The sequence below is a fragment of the Desulfosarcina alkanivorans genome (assembly GCF_009688945.1).
GTDB classification, from domain to species: Bacteria; Desulfobacterota; Desulfobacteria; order Desulfobacterales; family Desulfosarcinaceae; genus Desulfosarcina; species Desulfosarcina alkanivorans.
In genome coordinates this window covers 2,539,179-2,561,075 of sequence record NZ_AP021874.1, presented here as the reverse complement: position 1 = coordinate 2,561,075, position 21,897 = coordinate 2,539,179, and the positions used below count along the sequence as shown (strand labels likewise).

Here is a 21,897-nt window from a genome sequence, read left to right as displayed (position 1 = left end):
TTCTCAATTTGTGTTGGGGTATTTGCTGTATCCCAATACCTGCTTTGAATGAGAAACGGCAGATGCTTGACCCACGCCAGCATCGCCTTCTAATTTTTTTTAAAATTCCGACTCATTTGTCTTTATCGGCTGAACGATAATCGGCATGAGGATTTTATGATGAGACGTTTACGATCCGTTAATCGAATGATGGCCCTTTACCTTGCGCTGGCACTTGCCTGCTGCCCTGCGACGCCGGTTTTCGCAGCAAGCATTCCGGGCTATTATGGTGGTGTCGGTAATCTGGTAGCGCCGGCAGCCAACCAGATTCCGCAGATTCAGAACATCGTTCAGGGGGTTGCTGGTCTTGAACAGGTGAGTAACAACGGCCTCATTGTCCATCAGGATCAGGAAAAGGCGATTGTAGACTGGAAATCCTTCGATATAGGCGTCAACGCATGGACCCACTTCGACCAGCAGGGAAATACCAACTGGAGTGCGCTCAACCGCATCTATGACCAGAACCCCAGCCAGATCTTCGGCAAACTCACCGCCGACGGTACGGTATACCTGATCAACCAGAACGGAATGCTCTTCAGCCCGGGAGCCTCGGTAAATATTCATTCTTTGGTGGCCTCTTCACTGAACCTGACCAATGATGATTTTCTGGCTGGCACGCGGGCTTTCGAAACGCAAAATTATATGGATGCGTCCATGTACGATGGCGCTGCCGCAGTGGTTGCCAATCATGGAACGATCCAGACGGATGAAAACGGGTCGGTGATTTTACTGGGGCCGACTGTAGAGAACAGCGGTTCCATCACTGCGCCGCTGGGCAACATCATTCTGGCCTCCGGAACCACGGTTACAATGGAAAATCAGATTCAGGCATCCAACAACAAGACCGTGGTCAACGCCGGCGGCGATTCCAGTCTGGCCGTCAACTATGATAGTGGTCGTTTGGAGGCCGAACTGGGCAACGTCGGGATGTACGGACGGGTCGTCAACCAGGAAGGCCTGATTCGGGCGGTAACGGCCGTCAAAAGCAACGGGCAGATCGAACTCAAGGCCTCCGAAACGGTTACCCTTGGCGAGCAAAGCCGGACAGAAAGCCCGATTTCCACGTCCAGCGAAACGGTGCATGAGTCTTTTGAATTCGGAGGCGGCGAAATCGATATCAGCAGCGGAGGTTTGATTGATGTCAAGGGCTCCATCGTCGCACCCTCAGGCAGTGTTTCCCTGAACGCTGACAGCCGGGTTTACCTTGATTCCGAAAGCCTCATTGATGTCAGCGGCAATTGGGTGATTTTGCCCGCAGGGTCCTCAGTGGCCAGCCTCCAACTCAATAGTGTGGAGCTTAAAGATGACTATGCACAGAAAGATGGGACCCTCCAGGGAGAAACGATCTATTTTTACCAGGTTGAGGGCTCAGGGATTGGAGACGTTTCCGGAGCCTTGAATTCAGAAGAGAAAACCGCTCTGGAATTCAGCACACAAGGGGGCATAATCCAGATCGATTCCGGAGGCGATGTGGTTGCCCGTTCGGGATCGATGCTCGATTTTTCCGGCGGCGGAATCATCTACGAGGAGGGGCATGTCGAAACGACCCTGCTGATTTCGGGAAACCAAGTTTATCGTATCGAGGATGCGCCCGAAAACGTCGCCTATGACGCCATTATCGGGCCGGACAATCCGATCAGCGACACCAATGAGCGCTTCGGTATTACGACGAGCTACGGTGGCGGGTTTTACGTGGGATCTGCAAATCCCATCCTGAACTACCACGCGGGGTATCAGGAAGGCGCCGACGCTGGCATACTTAATGTCAATGCACCAGTGGTGCTGCTCAATGCCACTTTGGACGGTTCAGTGCTACCGGGTGTCTACCAGGTCGAGGAAACCGAGACCCAGGATGAAAACGGCTACCAGTCTACCCTTGGAACCGTCAGACCCTCGGCGGGAACTTTTAACATAGGAAAAAAGCTCACCGACAGCAGGTATGAGGATGTGGATCCGATTGTTGAAGAGATCCTTGTGAGTGCCCAAAAATTTATCCTGCCGGATGATTTCAGTGCCACCAGTGATCTTCCCGATGCGTTGGCTGGGGTGTCGATGATTTCGGAAGAAATTTTGAACGATTCCAGTTTGAAAAATGTCACCCTGGCGGTGCGGGAAGGCATCGTCGTGGATGCCGATGCACGCATCGCGATGGATCCAACCAGTTCTTTGACCCTGTTCGGGAGGCACATCGAACATCACGGAACAATCGTTATTCCCGAAGGCAGCGTTTCCATGGAACTGGCAAGCAACCTGACAACCGATGAATTTGTGGGCAGCGAACCCAACCCCGAATACGTCAGCAGCGCCGATTTGGGCTATGAACGCATCTATCTGGCTACGGGAAGCATCATCGACGTTTCAGGGCAGCAGGTCGACCTTTCAACGACAGCAAGCCTGGAAGGTTTGATTTCCGACTACAGTCGTATTGAGGGTGGCGATGTCAGCCTTGTAGACGGAACCCTGGCCGGTGAAGGTGTAATAATCATGCCCGGAGCCGCCATCGATGCCAGCGGCGGATGGCGGATCGACGAAAGTGGTGAGGTTGACTGTGGTGACGGCGGATCTATCCAGGTCGCCGGATCGTCCATTGCTCTGGAAGGGGACCTTTACACCCATTCGCTCTCCGGCGCCAATGGCGGTACGCTTGATCTCCATGCCCAGCAGGTAACCGTTGCGGCACAACAGCCGGAACCGAATTCGATTATCACCGATCTGGGCGCTACAGATCCGCTTCTCGAAGGGGTGGCAACCCATTTGATGATCAGTGACGACCAGATCGATTTGACCGGAGCTTCAAACATCGTTTTGACCAGTGTGACTGATATAGCTGTCGAGGACGGGGTAAAGCTTGAACCGTCTACCTTGAAAATTTCAGGCCCAGGCTCTGGTGCAGTGGATTCCAACGGGAATATTGCAAACTATACCTCTGCAGAGGATGTATACAACAACGGAGAATACATACGTGCAGATACCAATGAAATCCAGAAGTCCTCCATTACGCTCACCGCCGGAAAATCCCTTGGTGGTCACTATGTGATTCCGGGAGAAATTGATGCTCTCAACCAACGGGCGACGGCACGAGTGGATTCCGATGCTTCGGTCATTGTTTCTCCAATGGGAAACATATCTGTATCAGGGCCTTCGGTTGAGATTGCGGGCACAGTTTCGGCGCCAGCGGGAAGCATAGGGTTGGAGTCGACTTCCGACTTGAGTGGAGCAGCATTGGCCATCGAATCTGGATCCTTGGTATCAGCAGCAGCATACCTGATGCCTGCCGATTTACTTGCGGATACGGGCGTCGCTGTCGCCTACAAGCCATTGGATGGCGGCGCTATCAGCCTTTCGGCGTTTAATCTATTCGTAGAACCCGACGCGGTTTTGGATGTGTCCGGCACCGATCGCATTGAACACTTGCTTTTGACTCCGAATGGAAGCTACACCGGGGAAACAACTGCCGGTTCACCGGGTACCCTTGAATTTGAGTACTCCAAAGAGTTGCAACTTGATGGCGTGATCAAAGCGGATGCCCGGCTGGACGGAATGATCGGAGGCACGCTGTCGTTGACACGAACCGATTCATTTACAGCCCTTTCCGTGGGATCCGAAGACATGCAAACCTATATTCATTCGGGTTTTGACAATATTACCATATCAAGTTACGGAGAAATCCAGTTTGCGGATGAATTGACAACCCACGTTGACGGTAAACTGACACTGGATGCGCCGATTATCTCAACTGATGACCATTCTGTTTCCCTGAGTGCGCCATGGATCGTTCTGACCAATACCTATTGGCCAGGAGAAGAATCCCCCGCCCTGCAGGGTGGCAACCTGAAGCTTACCGCAGACTGGATTGACATCGCAGGCGATATCGCTCTGTCAGGATTTGAGACCATTAGCCTCCATGCCAACCGTGATATCACGCTGGCGGATTATTTTTATGATACCAAAGACTCATTGCCTGTCGTATGGAGTGGCAGCCTCGAAACTGCTGCGGACTTGCTCATCGATGCCGACCGGCTTTATCCAACCACTCAAACTGTTTTTATTCTCAGTTCCGGCGGTGACCTTACCACCCGGTCCACAACCGACAATTCGACGGCCGCACCGGTCATGTCCGCCGGTGGCAGCCTGGCAGTTAATGCCGCCAACATAACACATACCGGCAAATGGTATGCGCCTGCAGGCCAGCTTCAATTCACGGTGGACAGCCAAGACGGCCGCATTTACCTGGAAAATGGCAGTATCTTATCCGTGGCAGGAGGTGCCCGGGTCAACTACGGTATGATGGACGATGAGGCCGTTGTCTGGCAGGTACTTGATAAAGCTTCCAATAAATATGTAGAATTTGAAGGGGCGTTGGAAAGTACGGTTTCCCTGTCCGGTGATGAAGTTGTCATGCAGGACGGTGCCCTCGTGGATCTTTCAGGAGGTGGTGAAATCTTCGCCTATGGTTTCCTACCGGGGGTAGAGGGCTCCACTGATCCATTGGAGGAGACGTACGTTATCGTGCCTGGGGCAGGAAATTCAGGCGAGACGATCTACCTGGAAGGCAATGCTCTGGTTGATGAAGGTTTTTATACCATACTTGATGAATCCTTCGCGTTTTCTGATGGGGCCATGATCGTCGAAGACCTCGGCGCGGCAGCTGGCACGTATGGAGACAATTCGTTGACCAGCGAGGGCTACCCAATCAGTGCCGGCTACACGACAGTTGGGTCGGAAACCGGTGCCACATATGCCACCTCTCAACCACACTACTTCAGCGTGCGTGAATCGTCGGATGTTCTGGCAGAAGGGAACTTTACCATAGAGCAGATAACTACCGGTGATGCCGGTTCGTTGTCCGTCCAGGCGAACACGACCATTTTTAACGCAACGGTGCAATCTACGGCACTTGAAGGCTATACCGGAGGTACGCTTTCGCTCGCCAGCAAAAAAGTTATCGCCAACACTGCGGGCGCCCAGTTGCCGGCTGATTTTTCTGCCGACAGCCCGATCCCGGATGAACTGATGGACCAACTGATTGTCAATGCAACCGCCATAAGCAACAGCGCCTTCGAAACGGTAACCCTTGGCGATACAGCCATTACCGAACAGGTGGTTTTTGACGCGGGATCGATACTCGAAGCGGTTAACCTTACCGTCGCGGCCTCGGACCGTATTGTGGTGGCGTCCGACTCTATGCTCAGCGCTTCAGGAGAGGCGGGCGGCATCCTCAGCCTGATTTCTCCAGAAGGGATGATATCCATCGAACCGTCCGCGACCCTTCATGCCACGCACGATATTAGACTCGATACGATCAATTTAAACCTGGATGGAAATCTTGAGGTCGACAACAGCTCTCTTACCTTGATCAACGAGAGTATATTTATCACTGCCAACCATGACATCGCGTCCATATCCAACGGGCTTTTCATCGATGAGGCGATGTGGGCCAAGGTTGAAGGCATTGACTCCATCAACCTGTGCAGTCATTCGGACATCACTTTCCTCAGCGACTTCCGGATGCAGGCTGCCGATATCCTCACCCTTGACAGTGATCGTATTGTCCTGAGCACCGGGGTTGACGTAACCGTTGAAGCATCCCAAATCCAATTGCAGAACACAAGCCTCAAGGGGGAGGTGTTCGCCGAAATCGATAATCCAACGAACGGGCCGGCAGGATCCCTTTTCTTTCAATCCGACGACATGACCATCGTTTTCGGTGCCATGACAGACCAGGGGGGCGCAGACGATGCGGCCAACGACCTGAGCATTATCGGTGCCGGAGCAATGACAATCCAGGCAGCCAACGAACTGGTCGTTTCAGGCACGGGCAATTTGGTTACACAGGGCGATCTATCCATCGAATCCGCCGCCATCATGACGGCTTTGACAGCGTCGGTGGATGACAATGGTGCTGTCACATACGCGACCGCCGATGCTGGGATGATATCCAGTTCAGGAACGGTGTTCACCCAAGCCAATGGAAACACCTGGACACCTCCAGACAGCTACGGCGGAGAATTGACCTTGAAGGGCAGGGCTGTCGACCATTCCGGCCTGATCCTCAGCCCTGCCGGATCGGTTCAACTGGTTGCCACGGGTACAACCGACGGCGATGGCATTTATTTGCGCGAGGGCTCCTCGATTGATGCCAGGGGCAGCGACTACGCCACTTCAGGAACCGTTTTCCTGGAAACCGAACATGGCAGTATTGAGATTGCCGCCGGCGCAATCGTCGATGTTTCAGCCGGAGGACAGGGGGACGCCGGCGCGGTTTCAATCTTTGCACCGGAAAAGAATGTCAGCATCGAGGGAGACCTCTATGGCCAGGCCGGGGAAGGGGGGGGCGGGGGCAGTTTCTATCTGGAGACCCTGTCCATCAATGATTTTGCGACCATTGCCGAACTGCTTGCGGAGAGTGACTTTGAAGGGAAGGTTGAACTGCTGGCCAGACAGGGCAACATCACGGTCAACGAAACAGACGAAATGACTGCCGATAGCATCACCCTTTTGACGGACGGTGGTAGTGTGGTGATTGAAGGTGAACTGGATGCGTCCGGGACGGAAGGCGGCGGCACCCTTGAAATCTATGCTTCCGACGACATCAATCTGCTCGATGGAAGCGTTCTGGATGCCTCCGCTACAGAAGCCGGTGACGGTGGCCAGGTTTTACTGGCGGCTGCCAGCGGAACCATCGATTTCCACGAAGGTGCGAAGATAAATGTGAGTGGAAGCGGTACCGACTTCTCAAACGGTGCCGTTTATCTTCGGGCCATCAGGAACGAAAATGGAATTACCGGTACCACCGGGATGAACATGGTGCTCAAGGGAGAGATTGTCGGCGCGTCGGCGGTTATCGCAGAGGGCGTGGGCATATACGAAAACAACACAGTCACCGCTGACTACCTGGACGGCCTCGTTGACCAGGCCGCCGACTGGACCGCACATCTCCGTCTCGATAATGATACGACACCTGCTGTTGAAAATATCCTGACCGTTCTTGCGGGCATCGAAATCCGGTCGGCAGAGAACCTGGCGGTCACTGAGGAGATTGACCTTGCCGGTTACGCAGAGGACATGGCATACGGCGTGTTGACCTTGCGCAGCGCCGGCGATCTGATCATCGGCGCCGATATCATAGATGCGCGTACTGACGTATTGACCCTGAGGGAAAACACGGCCCAGGAATCCTGGGGCATCAATCTGGTTGCCGGTGCCAATTTTGCCGGCAGCGACTTCATGGCGATCGATCGGTCTTCGGGTTCGCTGCCGGGGCGTATCCTCTTCGAAGATGGCGTCCGGGTGTACACGGAAAATGCGACCATTCAATTCGCCTCTGCCGGAAATACACAGTTGGGGGTTGTGGGGTCACAGGACGAACCCATGACGAACAACCGTATGCAGTACAACATCGGTTCTTTCAACGGTACGGTCTTCGGTCTGGTTGGCGGCGATCTCAATATGAAGGATGGCGGAATTCAGACCGCGACCGGGGACATTCGCATCGAGATTACAGGCGACCTGAACTTCATTAGGGAAGAAAATACCATTGGGGCGATACGTACCATCGGCGAGGCGCCCGATCCGGACCCTTATACTAATGCGAATGAGCTCAGAAACCTCTTGAATAGGTACTGGTCATACGCTGACGGCGGCGATATCGATTTAGAGGTTCAGGGCGATGTCATTGGCCAGCCATTTGCAATAGATTGCTGGGATGCATCCTCATACAATGGGGCATTCTATCACGCCGAGTATAGCAATGGGGGCAGCAGGGGCATTGTTACTATGGCCGGTGGTGATATCACACTCAATGCAGGCGGACGTGTGACCTGTGCGGTTGGCCTTTTTGGTATGGGAGACCTTGACCTAACAGCTAAACAGGATCTCGACGGCCGGTTCCTGGTCTATGACGGCCAAATCGATTTGAACTCCTACGAGAACTTCGGCACACTTACAAGTTTCGACAACCAACCTATTGAAGCTTTCGATACCCAAATTGAGTTGGTGGCTCAAGGAAGTATCGAGTTGGGTACGATATTGAACCCAACCATCGCCAACTACGATTATTCTGGGCCCAGCGACTGGGATTTACGGTATACTGAGGCTTCTTCGGTTGCTCTGAGGGCTATCACAGGTAGCGTAATGCTCACAGGCAGTACGCGGTTTTATGACAATCTGGCGGATCAGAAATCCAGGATACGCATCCTGCCAGGTACATTGATCATAGATGCGGCAACGGATATCCTTATAGGGCAGTCCTTCTATCTGGCCCCCAGTGAAGCGGGAAACCTGGCGTTGACAGCTGGTGGAGACATTCGCAGCATGTCTGTCGATTCGGACTCGCAAAACCGTTACATCCTGGCCATGTCAGACGTGGACCCATCACTGGTATATGGTCTTGCTGAGGATGGCCGGGCAGCATATCAACTCATCACTGACACCTACGCACACAGCGACGCGTTGCTGCATAAGGATGATCCCGTGGCGGCCACCATTACCGCTACAGGGGATGTCCGAGACGTGCTGCTGTATATCCCTAAAGCCTCCTCGTTGATCGCCGGGGGTGATATCGCCGATATTTTCTACCATACTCAGAATGTGAATCTGGATGATGTCACCGTGATTGCTGCCGGCAACGATATTCGCTTCAGCACCGGTATCGGGACCACATATCAGGCCGGCATTGAAATCGGAGGGCCTGGTAGCATAATTGTCACCGCGGGCAATTCCATTGATTTGGGAACGACCAGCGGGATCCAAGCAGTGGGTAATTTGTATAATCAGGTATTACCGACACCAGACGAAGAATTGGACGAGCCTGCGATGCGATTGGCTGTTTATTCAGGCGTAGAGATTGATGTGACTGAAAGTTCCGGCAAGCTGGACCAAACGGAGGGCTTTTTCGACGACCTCCGGGAGCAGGGCCAGGAATACAGCGCTGCCTTGGCTGAAGGAGACACGGAGGCCGCTCAGCAAATTCTTGACGAAATCAACAGCGATACTATCGATCCATTTTTTGACGGCGTTGCAAAAGGCGGCGGGGATATCGATATGGTCAATTCGCAGATTTATACCAGCGGCAACGCAGGAGACATTTATATCCTGGCCACCGGAGAAATCAATGTGGGCAAGTCAACCTTTCGGCAGGCGACTGACCAGAGCGACAATTCGGGCATCTACACGACGTCGGGCGGCAGCATCAACGTGTACGTCGACGATGATCTGAATGTCAACGAATCCCGTTTGATGACCTTCATGGGGGGCGACATTACGGCCTGGTCCCAGGATGGCAATATCAATGCCGGTCGCGGTTCCAAGACGGCCATCAGTGTGTCCGAGGCAACGGTTGACCTCTCGGGAGACGAACCCAAAATCGTATTTACGCCTCCGGCCGTAGGCAGCGGTGTCCGGGCGCTGACCTATGATCCGGACGGTGTTGAAGGACCAGAAGAACAGCCCGAGATTGGTGATATATATATTTTTGCACCCCAGGGAGAGATCGATGCCGGTGAAGCCGGCATTGCCGGAAAGAACATTATCCTGGCTGCAACGAAAGTGGTCAACGTCCAAAACATTGAGGTCGGCGGTTCATCCGTCGGTGTGCCGGATGTTTCTGCGTCTGCTGCCAGCATCGGGGCCCTGGCCGGCTCCGGTGCCGTTTCGGAAACCAGCAACATTGCCGGTGAACAGACGGCACTGGGTAATGCCAAGGAGCGTTTTTCCGAATATGTGGCCGACCTGACCGAGACACTGGTCCCCAAATGGCTGGCCGTTGAGGTCGTCGGTTTCGGTGAGCCCTCGGATTCTGCCGTTACCCGGGAGGTGCCGGTGGATCAAGAAGGGGAGAAAGAAAAAAAATGAGGGCTGAGTGCTGAGGAATGAAGCAGCTGGTGAGAGGCAGGCAGGTTCAATTGGTTTTAAGTTATACATCATCGTGGAGGCGTTTGTGAAAAACAGATGGATTGTGCATGTGCGTGCAGTGGCATTGATTATCATCGGCGGGCTTTTGCTGCCGGGCCTGTCGCCGGCCGGCGAGGGGTGGTGGAATGACGGCTGGCAATACCGCAAGAAGATCGCTTTCAATACGACCGAAACCGGTGCGGACATCAAGGAGAATCTCAGCGAGGTGCCGGTGCTGGTGCGGCTGCATTCCGGGAATTTCGATTTTACCAGCGCCCGGGAAGACGGCGGAGACATCCGCTTTGTGGCCGCTGACGACGCGACCCTGCTCAAGCATCATATCGAGAAAATCGATACCCTGGACGAAATCGCCCTGGTGTGGGTGCGTGTGCCGCGCATTGCCGGGGCGACCGACCAGGGATATATGAACATGTACTACGGAAACGAAAATGCCCTGGGGGGGCAGGATTCCGGCGGAACGTTCGATATGGCCCAGGTGGCCGCCTATCACCTGGGTGAGGTGGAAGGCATGCCCCGGGATGCAACGGCCAACGACAACCACGCCGCCTTTTTTTCCGGCGGCCAGGGGCTCCCTGGCGTGATCGGCAACGGTGTCTCCCTGAACGGCGCCGGCGATCGCCTGACCGTTGCCGCCACCCCCGCCCTGGATTTCTCATCCGGTTTCACCCTTTCCGCCTGGATCCGGATCAACATGGCACAGGCGGACGCCATGATTTTCTCCCGGCAGGGAGATGGGGGCTCCCTGGTGGTGGGAATCGACGACACCAAAATCTACGCCGCCATCGGCAGCGGGGACGGCGACCCGATCGCCACCGACCGGAGCGCCGACCTGCCGGTGGGTTCCTGGCACCTGGTCACCGTCACCGGCAGTCCCGGCAGCCGGCTGGCCATTTACCTGGATGGCATGGAGATGACCTGGGGCAATCTGCCGGCCACGTTGCCTGCGCTCACCGGCGATCTTGTCGTCGGCGACGACGGGCAGGGCGGCCGCAGCTTCATCGGGGACCTGGACGAGATCGGCATCTTCACCCAGGCGCTGTCCAGAGACCGTATCCGTGCCGCCTTCGCCACCCAGGGCCCCGACGGCCTGTTTCTGACCTTCGGCGAGGAACTCATGGGCGGCGGCGGCAGTATGCCGGTATTCTACCTGGGCACCATTTTAAAGAACGTCACTTTGGACGGCCTGGTGGTCATCGGTCTGCTGGTGATTCTTTCCGCGGTCAGCTGGTTTGCCTTTCTCGGTAAAGCGGCTTTTCTATTTATGGCCAAAAGGGACAACCGAAAATTTCTCAGCACATTTGAATCCAAGGCCGATCCTACGGCCATGGAGATTGACAACGGGGATGAGTACAGCAGTTCCAACCTGTACCGGGTCTATCGGGCCGGATGCCGGGTGATCCACAACGGAAGTGCGGCCGAAGAGACGGTTGACCGGAAAACGCCTCGGGTGACATCCAAAACCCTGAAAACGTTCAAAACTGAGCTCGATAAATGGTATGTCAACGAAACCAAACGCCTCAACGGCAACCTGACGGTGCTGACCATGGCCATTACCGGGGGGCCCTTCCTGGGGCTTCTGGGGACGATCTGGGGGGTCATGAACACCTTTGCCGCCATGGCCGAAGCGGGCGAAGCCAACATCATGGCCATCGCACCGGGCGTGGCCTCGGCGCTTGCCACGACGGTCGTGGGGCTCCTCGTGGCCATACCCGCCCTTTTTGGATACAATTTTCTGACCTCCCAGATAAAAAATATCACGGCCGATCTGACCGTGTTCATCGATGAGTTTGCGCTAAAAGTAGAAAATGGAGAATAAATGCGACGTGACCTGTATGAGATGAAGGGGTTTGATGAAATCAACGTTACCCCTTTGCTTGACGTTGCCTGGACGTTGCTGGTGGTGTTCATCATCGCCGTGACCGCATCGGTTCAGGGCATAAAAGTCAATCTGCCCAAAGCCAGCAACACGCCCAGCCTGGTCAAACCCAAGACCAAGGCCATCACCATCCACGCCAACGGCCAGCTCTACCTGGACGCCTATCCGGTGACCATCGCCGAGCTGGAGACGCGCCTGCGCCAGTTCAAGGCGGTGGACCCCGATTTCCCCGTGGTCATCAAAGGGGATGCCAAAATCTACTACGAACGGGTGGTGGCGGTGCTGGACCTGATGCAGGAACTGGAGATCACCCAGATGGGGCTGGTGACCCAGAAACTGGTTAAATAGTGCCTATCCATAAATGGCCAATTTGCCCGATATCTGCGTTGCGCTCAACATTTTATCCTCGGGATCAACCCTATGCCTGCGGTAAAATTTTTCGCGCGCCTTGATCTCGGCCAAATTTGCCTATTTCTGGACGAACACTAAAATAGTGGGGAGCTCATACCTGAGTACTGAACCATCATGCGGGCAAAACGGGCAAAAGGCATCAGGAGGGCAGAACGTCAGGTGTCGGCGGGTGCCGGCCGCCGGGCCGTCGGGCGGCGGTCCCTGTTGCTGCCGTTCACCCGAAAATTCCTGCTGGCCACCGTGGTTGGCATACTTGCCGTCAGTCTGGTTCCCGAAACCGTTTTCCAGCCGCTCAACCGGCTCACCGCCCTTCTGGTCGGCGACCTGATCCGGTTGACGGGTCTGGAACCGGTGGTGCGGGGCACCCGCATCAGCACCGGCGGCTTCAGCGTCAATGTGATCGCCGAATGTTCGGCCGTCCAGCTCATGGTCCTGTACGCCGCCTTTACCGCAGCCTTTCCGGCGCCCCGTGCCGGGAAATGGATCGGATGGGCAGCGGGGACGGTCCTGCTGTTTACCGTCAACATCATCCGGATTGCCGCGGTCACCCTGGTCGGCCGGCAGTTTCCTGACTGGTTCGAAACGGCCCATGTCTACTTCGGCCAGCTGGGCATGCTGGTGGCGACCATCGCCGTCTGCCTGCTGTGGTGCCGATGGCAATCCCATGCGGACCGCCTGAACGGACCGGCTGCTTTCTGCCTGCGGTTTTTGATTTTTTCCAGCCTGCCGTTTCTTTTCTGGATACACCTCAACCGTCTGTATGTCGGTGCCATCGACACCCTCATCGGCGCGTTCTTTCGCTTGAACGGCCTCCAGCTGGTGATCCCCCGGACCCACCATCTCTACTACCAGACCTTCAGCCTGATCGCCCTGGGCGGCCTGCTGATGGCGGTCAGGGGCGCCGGCCCGGTCATGCGCCTGCGATGGCTGGCCCTTGGCCTGGTGGCCCTGACCCTGTTTCAGGCGGCTTTCCGGCTGTGCAATGTATGGATCACGGCGTTCGGGTTCGAATGGCTGGCTCCTCTGTCCCAACTGGTTTACAATATCTGCGTCCGCGCGCTTCCCCTGGCCGTCGCCCTGGGGTTTCTGGTCAACGTCCGGGGGCAGCGGGAGCCTGCTGGCTGAGGACAAGCGTTTTGGTCTGATTAATGCTTTACAGGTGCCGGAGCCAGGCGCAAGTTTTTTTCACCTCTTTTCCCTCCTGGTCGTCACGATGCGTCGCCAAGAACCTCCGTTGTGCAACGATTTTTATTCGTCGCTAATATATTTCAAACATTGCGGATGTAGATGGCGATAATCAGTAAATAACCACTGCACCGTTTTAGCACGCGAGAAAAGAAACCAATCATGGGTAAGCATAAAAAAGGAAAAACCAGGTTCATCATCGGTGGCGTGGCCGCCTGCCTGGTGGTGTTGTTTGTCGCCGGCGCCGTCTTCGCTCTCAAGTACCTGTTGAAGGACGACTCCCAGCGCCGCAAGCGCCGGATTCAGATGGTGACCGTCGTCAAGCCGCCGCCGCCGCCCAAAATAAAGGAAAAACCCCCGGAGCCGGAAATCAAGAAAAAAGAGGAGATGATCGAGCCTGAGCCGGAGGAGACGCCGCCTGAACCCGCAGACGACATGGCTGAAGACGATACCCCGCCCGGCGAGGACCTGGGCCTGGATGCCGACGGCACGGCCGGTTCGGACGGCTTCGGGCTCAAGGCCAGGAAAGGGGGGCGGGCGCTGATCGGCGGTACGCTCAGTGATGCATCCATGATGCGCCGCTACGGCTGGTATACCCGCATTATCCAGGAGGAGCTGCGCAAGCGGATGAACCGCCACATGGAAGAGAACGGGGGCATCCCCGACGGCAATCTCAAGACGCAGGTCCAAATCACCCTCGATGATCTCGGCAAGATCGTCAATTTCGATATTTCCCGGTCCTCCGGAAACCCCTTGATGGACGACGCGGTGGTCAATGCATTGAAGCTGGCCACGATCAGCGAACCGCCTCCCCGGGGCATGCCACGGATTATCAAACTCAAGATCTCTGCAAAGGGGTAGACGGACGCGCCTGACGGGTTTTACCTGCCTGGCTGTCGTCGGACCGGGCGTGGACCAGCCAGGGCCATTTCCCCGACCGGTTGCGCACGAGATCCGCAGACGTTTTCAACATTCGGACGATATCCAAAAAACAAAACAAGACAAACTCAATTGAAGCGGGAGTGTTACATGCACATGCGAAACGGAGTGGCCGTGTTGATGGCCGGCATTTTAATATTTTCCTCGGCGGGGTCCCTTTTTGCCGGCGACCCCTCTCCCGGCCTGTCCGACGACCAGACCCGGGCGATTATCGAACTGCTGGAGGACAAGGGCATCATCACCGGCGACGAGGCCGCGGCCTTCATGGAACGGGTCAGCGGACAACCAGCGAAGGAAGTCGCCGAAACGACGCCACCGGCGGAGACTCCGGACGCCGGCGGGGCCGCAATCCCGGTTGCCGCCGACACCCGGCCGGAGCCGGCCACCAGGGCGGATGTGAAGGCCCTGCGGGAGGATACCCGACGAACCAGCGACGCGACGATAAACGACCAGCGGCTGCTGGTGCGGCGCATCGACGACATGCAGGCCAACACCCTGGACCCGCTGATGGACAAGGCCATCAAATCCGAATGGGCTCAGCGGATTACCCTCAGCGGCGACGTCCGACTTCGCTACCAGGGCGATTATTTTGCTGAAGGGAACGATATCTTGTTGAATAACGATTCCATTTCCGACCCGGACAACCCCGGGGATGACGATGTGAAGTATAACAACACGGATCGCCATCGTTTCCGCTATCGTGCACGCCTGGGAATGAAGGCCAAATTGCTGGACTTCCGGGAGACCAACATCGGCAAGGTGGAGGCCGGCTTCCGCATGACCACCGGAAATGAAGAAGAGCCGGTTTCCACCAACGAAACCATGGGCGATTACATGAACCGCGACAGTTTTGTCTTCGATCGCGCCTACCTTAAGTGGAAGTGGCACCCCATCGATCCGGTGTGGGACCGCATGCCCCAGGTCAGCCTCGTGGGCGGCCGGTTTGCCAACCCGTGGTTCTCCAGCGATCTGGTGTGGGATTCCGATCTGAACTTCGAGGGCGCCGCCGTCGGCTACGAGACCGATACGGAGCAGATGCAGCCGTTCAACCTGTTTTTCACCGCCGGCATTTTTCCCCTTCAAGAGGAAGAATTGCAGAGCCGGGACAAATGGTTCTGGGGGGGGCAGGTCGGTTTTGAATACAGGCCCAGCTACGACATGCTGTTTACCTTGAGCACAGCCTACTATGATTACCAGAATATCGAAGGCATCCAGAACGATATTGATCGTCCCAATTATTATGATTTTACCGCGCCGATCTTCATGCAGATGGGAAACACCTTGATGGATATCGATCCGACCGGTTCTCTTAAATCTGCGCTGGCAACCGATTACGATATCCTGGATATATATTTTAACGCCAATTTGGGTATTTTCTATCCGGTGCAAATGATTCTTGAAGCCCAGTATGTCAAGAATCTCGGATTTGACCGGGACCACGTTGCCGAGGTCACCGGGAATGACAACCCGGTGGAGGACACGGACGGCTACATGGTGGGCGCCACCATCGGCTACCCCGTGATCACCAATCATGGGGAATGGAACGTGGGCCTGAAATACAAGTACCTGGGCGCGGATGCGGTGCTGGACGCATTCACGGATTCCGATTTCCACCTGGGCGGCACCAACGCCAAAGGCTGGATCCTTAAGGGGGAGTACGGCCTGTACCGCAACGTCTGGCTGACCACCCGGTGGCTCTCTTCGGATGAGATCGAAGGGCCGCAGTTTGGGGTGGATACGTTGCAGGTGGATGTCAATGCCCGCTTCTAACGATTATAAAGGTGCACCATTGGGTAAGAAGATCATCATCGGCCTGGTGCTTTTTCTTAGCGTCGGTTTGAGCGGCTACCTTGGCTATCGCCTGAATGCGTTGGGCAAGGCACACGCGGCGCTGGGGCAGGACCTTGAAAAGACGGCCCACCGGGCCGAGCTGCTGCAGCGCAAATACGCCGAGCAGAAGGCCCAGGCCGCCGCCTTTCAGCGGGCCAGGCTGACCGTTGAGGGATTGAAGCGGCAGGCGGAAATGAAGGCCGAAGCCCTGGCCGAACAGGTGGCCGCGCAGGTTGCCGAAATGGCCGCCCTGGAGAAGAAAAACGCCGGGAAGATACGGGCCCTTGAGGGCCGCCTGGCCAAAAAAGATGAGGCGATCGCCCAATGGAAGGAAAGCCATGCCAAATTGACCGACGCCCACCGCCAGGCCAGGGCAACCATCAGTGAGCGCGACGCCGCCATCGCGGCGATGACGGAAAATACCCGGCAGCTGGAATCCGATCTTCAATTCGCCACGCGGACCCGGGACCGCTACCTGGACGAGAACCGCCAGATGGCTGCGACCGCCCAGTCGATCCTCGTCCGGTATGACGAAGACGGGGTGTTCGCCAACACCATCCTGCACACCGAACCGTTCACCCAGATCAAGAAAGTGGAACTGGAGCAGTTGATCCAGGGCTACCTGGACAACATCGACGACCACACCCTTCGGGACGAGGAATAATCGTATCATGAACCGGACAGCACCCGACACCCGCCTTCTGGGCTATCGCTTCATCACCATTGTTTTAGGCGCCATCCTGCTGGCGGCCGGCGCATTCAAAGGCGTCGACCTGGACCAGTTCGCCCTGCAGATCCGGCAGTACGGCATCCTGCCCGACGATGCCCGGCCGGCCGTTGCCGCGGCCTGGTTCATGGTGGTCGTTGAAGTGATCCTCGGGGCCGCCCTGGTGGCCAACTGGCGGCCTAAAGCCTCCCTTTCCGGGGTCATCCTGCTCCTGCTGTTCTTCATGGGGGCGCTCTCCTGGGCCATGGTCCATGGCGGTGTCTCCGATTGCGGCTGCTTTGGCCCGGCCGCCCGCAGGAGCCCGACGGAGGCGATGATCGAGGATGGCCTGCTGCTTGTTTTCGCCTTCTCCGCCTGGAAGCTCAAGGACCGGGCGATTTACTACCGGCACCCGATGAAATCGCTGGCCGTTGCCACCACCGCCGTCATCGCCATGACCCTGCCACTGGCTCTTGGCACCCTGCAAGCACGCCAATCGGCGTCGGCGTCCCAGGCGTCCGGCCAAGCGGCCGGCATGGTCCTGCAAACCCCGTCCGGCGGACAGGTCGACCTGAACACCGGCACCTGTCTGGTGGCCCTGATGGCCACCGACTGCATGCATTGCCGCCAGTCGGTGCCCCTGCTCAATGAGATGGTGGCCGAGGCCGGAAATGCCCTCACGGTCTATGCCCTGGCAGCCGATGACCAGGCGGCGATCGACCGCTTCGTCGAGGAGAATTTCGCCTTTTATCCGGTGCTGCCGGTCACCGAAAAAAGCCTGCTGGCCCTGATGAAGGATGATCCGCTGCCGCAATACCTGTTGATCCAGAACGGCCGGACCCTCGCACGGTGGCAGGATAAGGTGCCGGAACGAAGGGCGCTGGTCGACGTTATTGAAAGAGAGGAGAAAGGCGCATGAGGACCGTCCGGTTGACAACCTGGTGCTGGCCCCTGATCCTGTTGGTACTGCTCGTCCCCGCCGGGGGTGCGGCGGCCGTGGACGGGGGGCTCCCCGGACCTGCCGCCACGCCATCGGCCCGGTCCATGCCCATCGGCCGGGCGGTCGATCTGCTTGCCGACCAACTGAACGCCCATATCACCATCCTCGCAGAACTGGGGGCGGCGCGTGTTGTTGTCGACCTCGCCAACCGGTCGCCCATGGACAACCTCAAATCGGTCCTCAAGGGATACAGCTATGCGGTCATTTTCAATGATCCGTCGCACTCCTACAGCAGTTTTGAAAAACCGCACCCGGGAGCGGCGGTCACCCCTTCTGTGGCCTCGGGGCGATCCTTGCCGACGTCGGATATGAAGCCGGTGGCCGCCGGAAACGACCGGCCCGCGTCCCGCATGAAGCAGGCCCGGGCGCAAGGGGGCCGGCGCGGGACCGGCCGTATTCACGGGAGGGACGCCACCTCAGCCCGTCCACAGCAACCCCACCACCTCTCAGGCGGTTCAGTGCTGTCGCAGGAGAGCGGCACCGTCGGTGCATCGGCGGCAACCGATGCGGCGGACGGGCAGGAGGGCGCCATCGTGGAGAACCCTGACCGTTCCGTTGCCGCCGGTGAGCAGGAGCGGCTGCAATATCAGATTGCCCGGATCCAGGAGGAGATCGACAGCGGGGCGGCGGATGCGTTTTACGACCGCTGGAGCCAGATCAAAGACCCCAAATACATCTACAGCCATTTCGACGAACTCGAACGGCTTCAGGAACGATTGGAATTGTTGGATGATTGACATGAAACCGCTCCGGACCATCCTGATGGTCGTCGCTTTTTTATTTTTTGTTCCCCCAGCCACAGCCGGTATGCTGGCCATTGGCGATGCCGGCGACTTGTCGACGACGTCCGGCACCGGGATCATTTTGACCGGCGGTGATGGGCTGACAACCCTCGAAGACGGCCTCGTATTGACCGACGGTGATTCCAGCGTGCCGGACACTACCGACCCAACGGTCCCTGGTGACGCTTGCCATATTTTCGTAAATGGGGACCTGTTCCTCGATTATTCTGTTTTCAGCACCCGTCAGGATCTATGCATCAGCGGCAACATCACATTGATCGGGGAGACCATAACCGTTTTCCCGCCCGAACAGGAACCTGCGATGCCCGACCTTTCCGACGTTGTCATGTTCCAAAATCCATATGCATTGATGCCTGAGGCCGGGGATGTACTTCTCTTTTCCCATACACCCGTTTTAAACGGGATATTTGAAGCAACCGGCAGTATGACGATCGGTAATTATTCATCTCTCACGCCGGTTCCCCTGCCGGCGTCCCTGCTGTTCTTTTTGTCGGGCCTCGTCGCTTTCGGACTGAAAACGGGTAAGACACAGGGTGCCGCATCTGCTTCGTTTCCGGGCATTGGAAGTACAAATGGGTCATCCGCATGCCCGAGGCCTTGCATCTAGGCCCTCTGTAAACGCTGTCTTACAATTCGGTTTGTTCAATACATTGATCGTTTCAACCCCGTGAACGGCCAGGAAAAAAAGACTTCAACCGATAGCCGCCACCTGTAAAAAATCTTGAATCGAGGAAACATGAAGCCCATCACCACTACCTTGCTGGTCATTGTGTTAATTTTTGTCACGGCATTTCCGGTATCGGCAGCGGACGGCCCCGACCGTACGGCCAGAAAATATTATAAAAACGGCCTGAAAGCCTACGAGAAAAACGATTACCAGGACGCCCGGCAGAACCTTGAAAAGGCGATCGAGAACTACCCGGACTATGCCGAGGCCTACTACACGCTGGGCCGGGTCGCCCTTGCAGGCAAACAGGGTCAGCAGGCCTTCGATTATTTAACCACGGCGACCCGCATCGACCCCGGTCACATTCAGGCCCAACTGGAACTGGCCCGGATCCTGATGGCCGCCCACATGCCGGAGGAGGCGCTGCTGCGCCTTGAGATCGTGCTGAAAGACGATCCCGGCAATCTGGATGCCATGCTGGTCAAGGGCTCGGCCCTGCTGGCCCAGAAGCGCACCGCCGATGCGATCGCCATGCTGTCGCCACGCTTTGAGAAGGGAGAGCGCCACCGCGACTTGATCCTGCTGCTGGCCGCGGCCCATTTCAGAAACGGACAGACGGCCCTGGGCGAGTCGGTCCTCAAGGCGGGGATCGACGCCCACCCCACGGATATCGCGTTGCACCTGCAGTTGGCGGGCGCCCATCAACGTGCCGGCGATCTGAAAGCGGCCCAGGACGTCCTGACGACCATTATCGATATCGACCCTGCCAACGTGGCCTACCCGATCACCCTGGCCATGCTGTACTGGGAAACCCGGGAGAACCAACAGGCCGACCGGGTTCTGAAGCGGGCGATCGAGGTGGGTCCGGCCGACCCGGCCCGCAGGATTGCCGTGGCCAATTTTTACCTGCAGAAGAAGCAGATCGAACGCGCCCAAAATCTTCTGATCGAAGGGCTCGCTTCGGGCGATCGCAGTGTCCGTTTGCGGCTGGCCCTGAGTGAGTTGTACCTCAAGACCGGCCGGCCCCAGGAATCCGTCGACCTGCTCGAAAAAGGGGTGGCGGAGACCAAGGCTTCGGACATCGCCGAACGGGCCGCCATCCACAATGCCCTGGCCAGGATCTACCTCTCCGCCCGACAGTTCGAAGCGGCCAACGCCTATGCCGAAAACGTACTGCAGCAGGATCCGACCAACCTTCAGGCCCTGATCACCCGGGGTATGGTCATGAAAAGCGCCGGCAGTCCGGAGGCCGCTGAACGGGATTTCAAGCAGGTCCTGCGTCGCAAGCCGGATTTCCTGCAAGGCTACCTCCAGCTGGCCGACGCCTATGTGATGGACCGCCGGACCGGCATGGCCAGAAAGGCATTGAATGCGGGACTGCGCATGGCGCCGGATAACCGGGAACTGCTCATGGCTTCTTACCGCGTCTGCCTGATGGAGAAAGACTACAAGCAGGCGGAGGCGCATCTGCACCGCCTGGTCGAAAAATACCCGATGGCCATCGACGCTCAGGCGGCACTGGGCGATTTCTACCTGGCCCTCAACGACGAGAGCGCCGCCCGCCGCGAATACAGTGAGATTGTCCTGAAAGCGCCCCGTTCGGCCGTGGGGCACATCAGACTCGCGCGGCTGTATGCCCGCCAGGGGCAGACCGACAACGCCGCCAGCCAATTGCAAAAGGGGATGAACCTGGTGGAGGAAGACCAGGCCCTGGCCGCTGAACTGGTTACCGTCTGGCTGTCCGCCGAGCGCACCGAAGACGCCCTGGCCCTATGCGAGGACCGGTTGAAGACCCATCCCGACGAAGCCTTTGCCCACTATCTGGAGGGCAAGGTCTTCACCCGCATGAAAGAGTACGATTCCGCCCGCAAGGCCTTGGAGAACGCTGCCGAATTAGACCCCATGTGGCCGGAAGCAGGCAACAGCCTGGCCGCCGTTTTCCTGCTTCAGGACAAAAAGAAACAGGCCATCGACCATTTCGAGGCGGCCCTGGAACGCAATCCCAAGAACCCTACCGCCACCCTGGTGCTCGGAAGGTTATACGAAGAGCGCAAGGAATACGAAAAAGCGATTTCGGTATATGAAACCGCCGTCGCCACGGTCCCGGGATTCTGGAGCGCGGCCAATCGGCTGGCTTTCCTGCTGGCTGACACGGCCACGTCCGTCGAAACCCTGGATCGCGCCCTCAAATTTGCCACGGCCGCCTATCGGGTGAAACCCGGGCATGCGGCCATCATCGATACCCTGGGCTGGATTCATTACAAAAAAGGGGAGACCAAGCAGGCCCTGCACCTTTACGAGCAGCTGATCATCGCCGCGCCCGAAGACCCGGTTGTAAACTACCACATGGGTGTGGTCCTGAAAAAATCCGGAGATATCGACACGGCAAGGGAAAAACTGCTGACCGCCACTCGCGCCGCCACTCACTTTGTGGGGCGCGAGCATGCCGAGGCCCTGTTGAAGGAGATGAAGGCGAAGGGCTCAAAGCTAAAAGCTCATAGCTCATAGCTCATAGCTCATAGCTCATAG

The 21,897-nt window shown here is 57.0% G+C and carries 11 protein-coding genes; all 11 read left to right on the top strand.

The annotated features are described in order from the left end of the window. Positions 1–156 precede the first annotated feature (156 nt). Positions 157–9,891, top strand: coding sequence for a filamentous haemagglutinin family protein (locus tag DSCA_RS11295; protein WP_155316532.1), 9,735 nt, complete (start codon positions 157–159; stop codon positions 9,889–9,891). An 85-nt stretch (positions 9,892–9,976) separates the two neighbouring features. Next, the gene (locus DSCA_RS11290; RefSeq protein ID WP_167527720.1) at positions 9,977–11,767 is read left to right on the top strand and encodes a DUF2341 domain-containing protein; all 1,791 of its coding nucleotides are present in this window, start codon (positions 9,977–9,979) and stop codon (positions 11,765–11,767) included. Further along, entirely contained in the window at positions 11,768–12,175 is a 408-nt protein-coding gene (locus DSCA_RS11285; protein ID WP_155316530.1) for an ExbD/TolR family protein, read from the top strand. Between the two features lie 222 nt (positions 12,176–12,397). Further along, positions 12,398–13,363, top strand: a complete 966-nt coding sequence (locus tag DSCA_RS11280; RefSeq protein ID WP_167527719.1) for an archaeosortase/exosortase family protein — start codon at positions 12,398–12,400, stop codon at positions 13,361–13,363. Between the two features lie 222 nt (positions 13,364–13,585). After that, entirely contained in the window at positions 13,586–14,284 is a 699-nt protein-coding gene (locus DSCA_RS11275) for a TonB C-terminal domain-containing protein (RefSeq protein ID WP_155316528.1), read from the top strand. Positions 14,285–14,452: 168 nt separating this feature from the next. Beyond that, positions 14,453–16,132, top strand: a complete 1,680-nt coding sequence (locus tag DSCA_RS11270) for a putative porin (protein WP_155316527.1) — start codon at positions 14,453–14,455, stop codon at positions 16,130–16,132. Continuing rightward, positions 16,119–16,856: a hypothetical protein gene (locus DSCA_RS11265; RefSeq protein ID WP_155316526.1), complete on the top strand. Its 738-nt coding sequence runs from the start codon at positions 16,119–16,121 to the stop codon at positions 16,854–16,856. Before DSCA_RS11270 ends, DSCA_RS11265 begins: the two co-directional genes overlap by 14 nt. Before the next feature lie 7 nt (positions 16,857–16,863). Then, entirely contained in the window at positions 16,864–17,817 is a 954-nt protein-coding gene (locus DSCA_RS11260; protein WP_155316525.1) for a MauE/DoxX family redox-associated membrane protein, read from the top strand. Continuing rightward, positions 17,814–18,635: a hypothetical protein gene (locus tag DSCA_RS11255; protein ID WP_155316524.1), complete on the top strand. Its 822-nt coding sequence runs from the start codon at positions 17,814–17,816 to the stop codon at positions 18,633–18,635. Before DSCA_RS11260 ends, DSCA_RS11255 begins: the two co-directional genes overlap by 4 nt. A gap of 25 nt (positions 18,636–18,660) precedes the next feature. Then, positions 18,661–19,308 (top strand): hypothetical protein, encoded by a 648-nt coding sequence (locus DSCA_RS11250; RefSeq protein WP_155316523.1) that lies wholly within the window; start codon positions 18,661–18,663, stop codon positions 19,306–19,308. A gap of 129 nt (positions 19,309–19,437) precedes the next feature. Beyond that, positions 19,438–21,876: a tetratricopeptide repeat protein gene (locus DSCA_RS11245; RefSeq protein WP_155316522.1), complete on the top strand. Its 2,439-nt coding sequence runs from the start codon at positions 19,438–19,440 to the stop codon at positions 21,874–21,876. The last annotated feature ends 21 nt before the right edge of the window (positions 21,877–21,897 follow it).

What these genes read in the sequence shown, in the direction of transcription:
- DSCA_RS11295 (WP_155316532.1), top strand. Translation starts at nt 157, where the DNA reads ATGATGAGACGTTTACGATCCGTTAATCGAATGATGGCCCTTTACCTT.
- DSCA_RS11285 (WP_155316530.1), top strand. Translation starts at nt 11,768, where the DNA reads ATGCGACGTGACCTGTATGAGATGAAGGGGTTTGATGAAATCAACGTT.
- DSCA_RS11275 (WP_155316528.1), top strand. Translation starts at nt 13,586, where the DNA reads ATGGGTAAGCATAAAAAAGGAAAAACCAGGTTCATCATCGGTGGCGTG.
- DSCA_RS11270 (WP_155316527.1), top strand. Translation starts at nt 14,453, where the DNA reads ATGCACATGCGAAACGGAGTGGCCGTGTTGATGGCCGGCATTTTAATA.
- DSCA_RS11265 (WP_155316526.1), top strand. Translation starts at nt 16,119, where the DNA reads ATGCCCGCTTCTAACGATTATAAAGGTGCACCATTGGGTAAGAAGATC.
- DSCA_RS11260 (WP_155316525.1), top strand. Translation starts at nt 16,864, where the DNA reads ATGAACCGGACAGCACCCGACACCCGCCTTCTGGGCTATCGCTTCATC.
- DSCA_RS11255 (WP_155316524.1), top strand. Translation starts at nt 17,814, where the DNA reads ATGAGGACCGTCCGGTTGACAACCTGGTGCTGGCCCCTGATCCTGTTG.
- DSCA_RS11250 (WP_155316523.1), top strand. Translation starts at nt 18,661, where the DNA reads ATGGTCGTCGCTTTTTTATTTTTTGTTCCCCCAGCCACAGCCGGTATG.
- DSCA_RS11245 (WP_155316522.1), top strand. Translation starts at nt 19,438, where the DNA reads ATGAAGCCCATCACCACTACCTTGCTGGTCATTGTGTTAATTTTTGTC.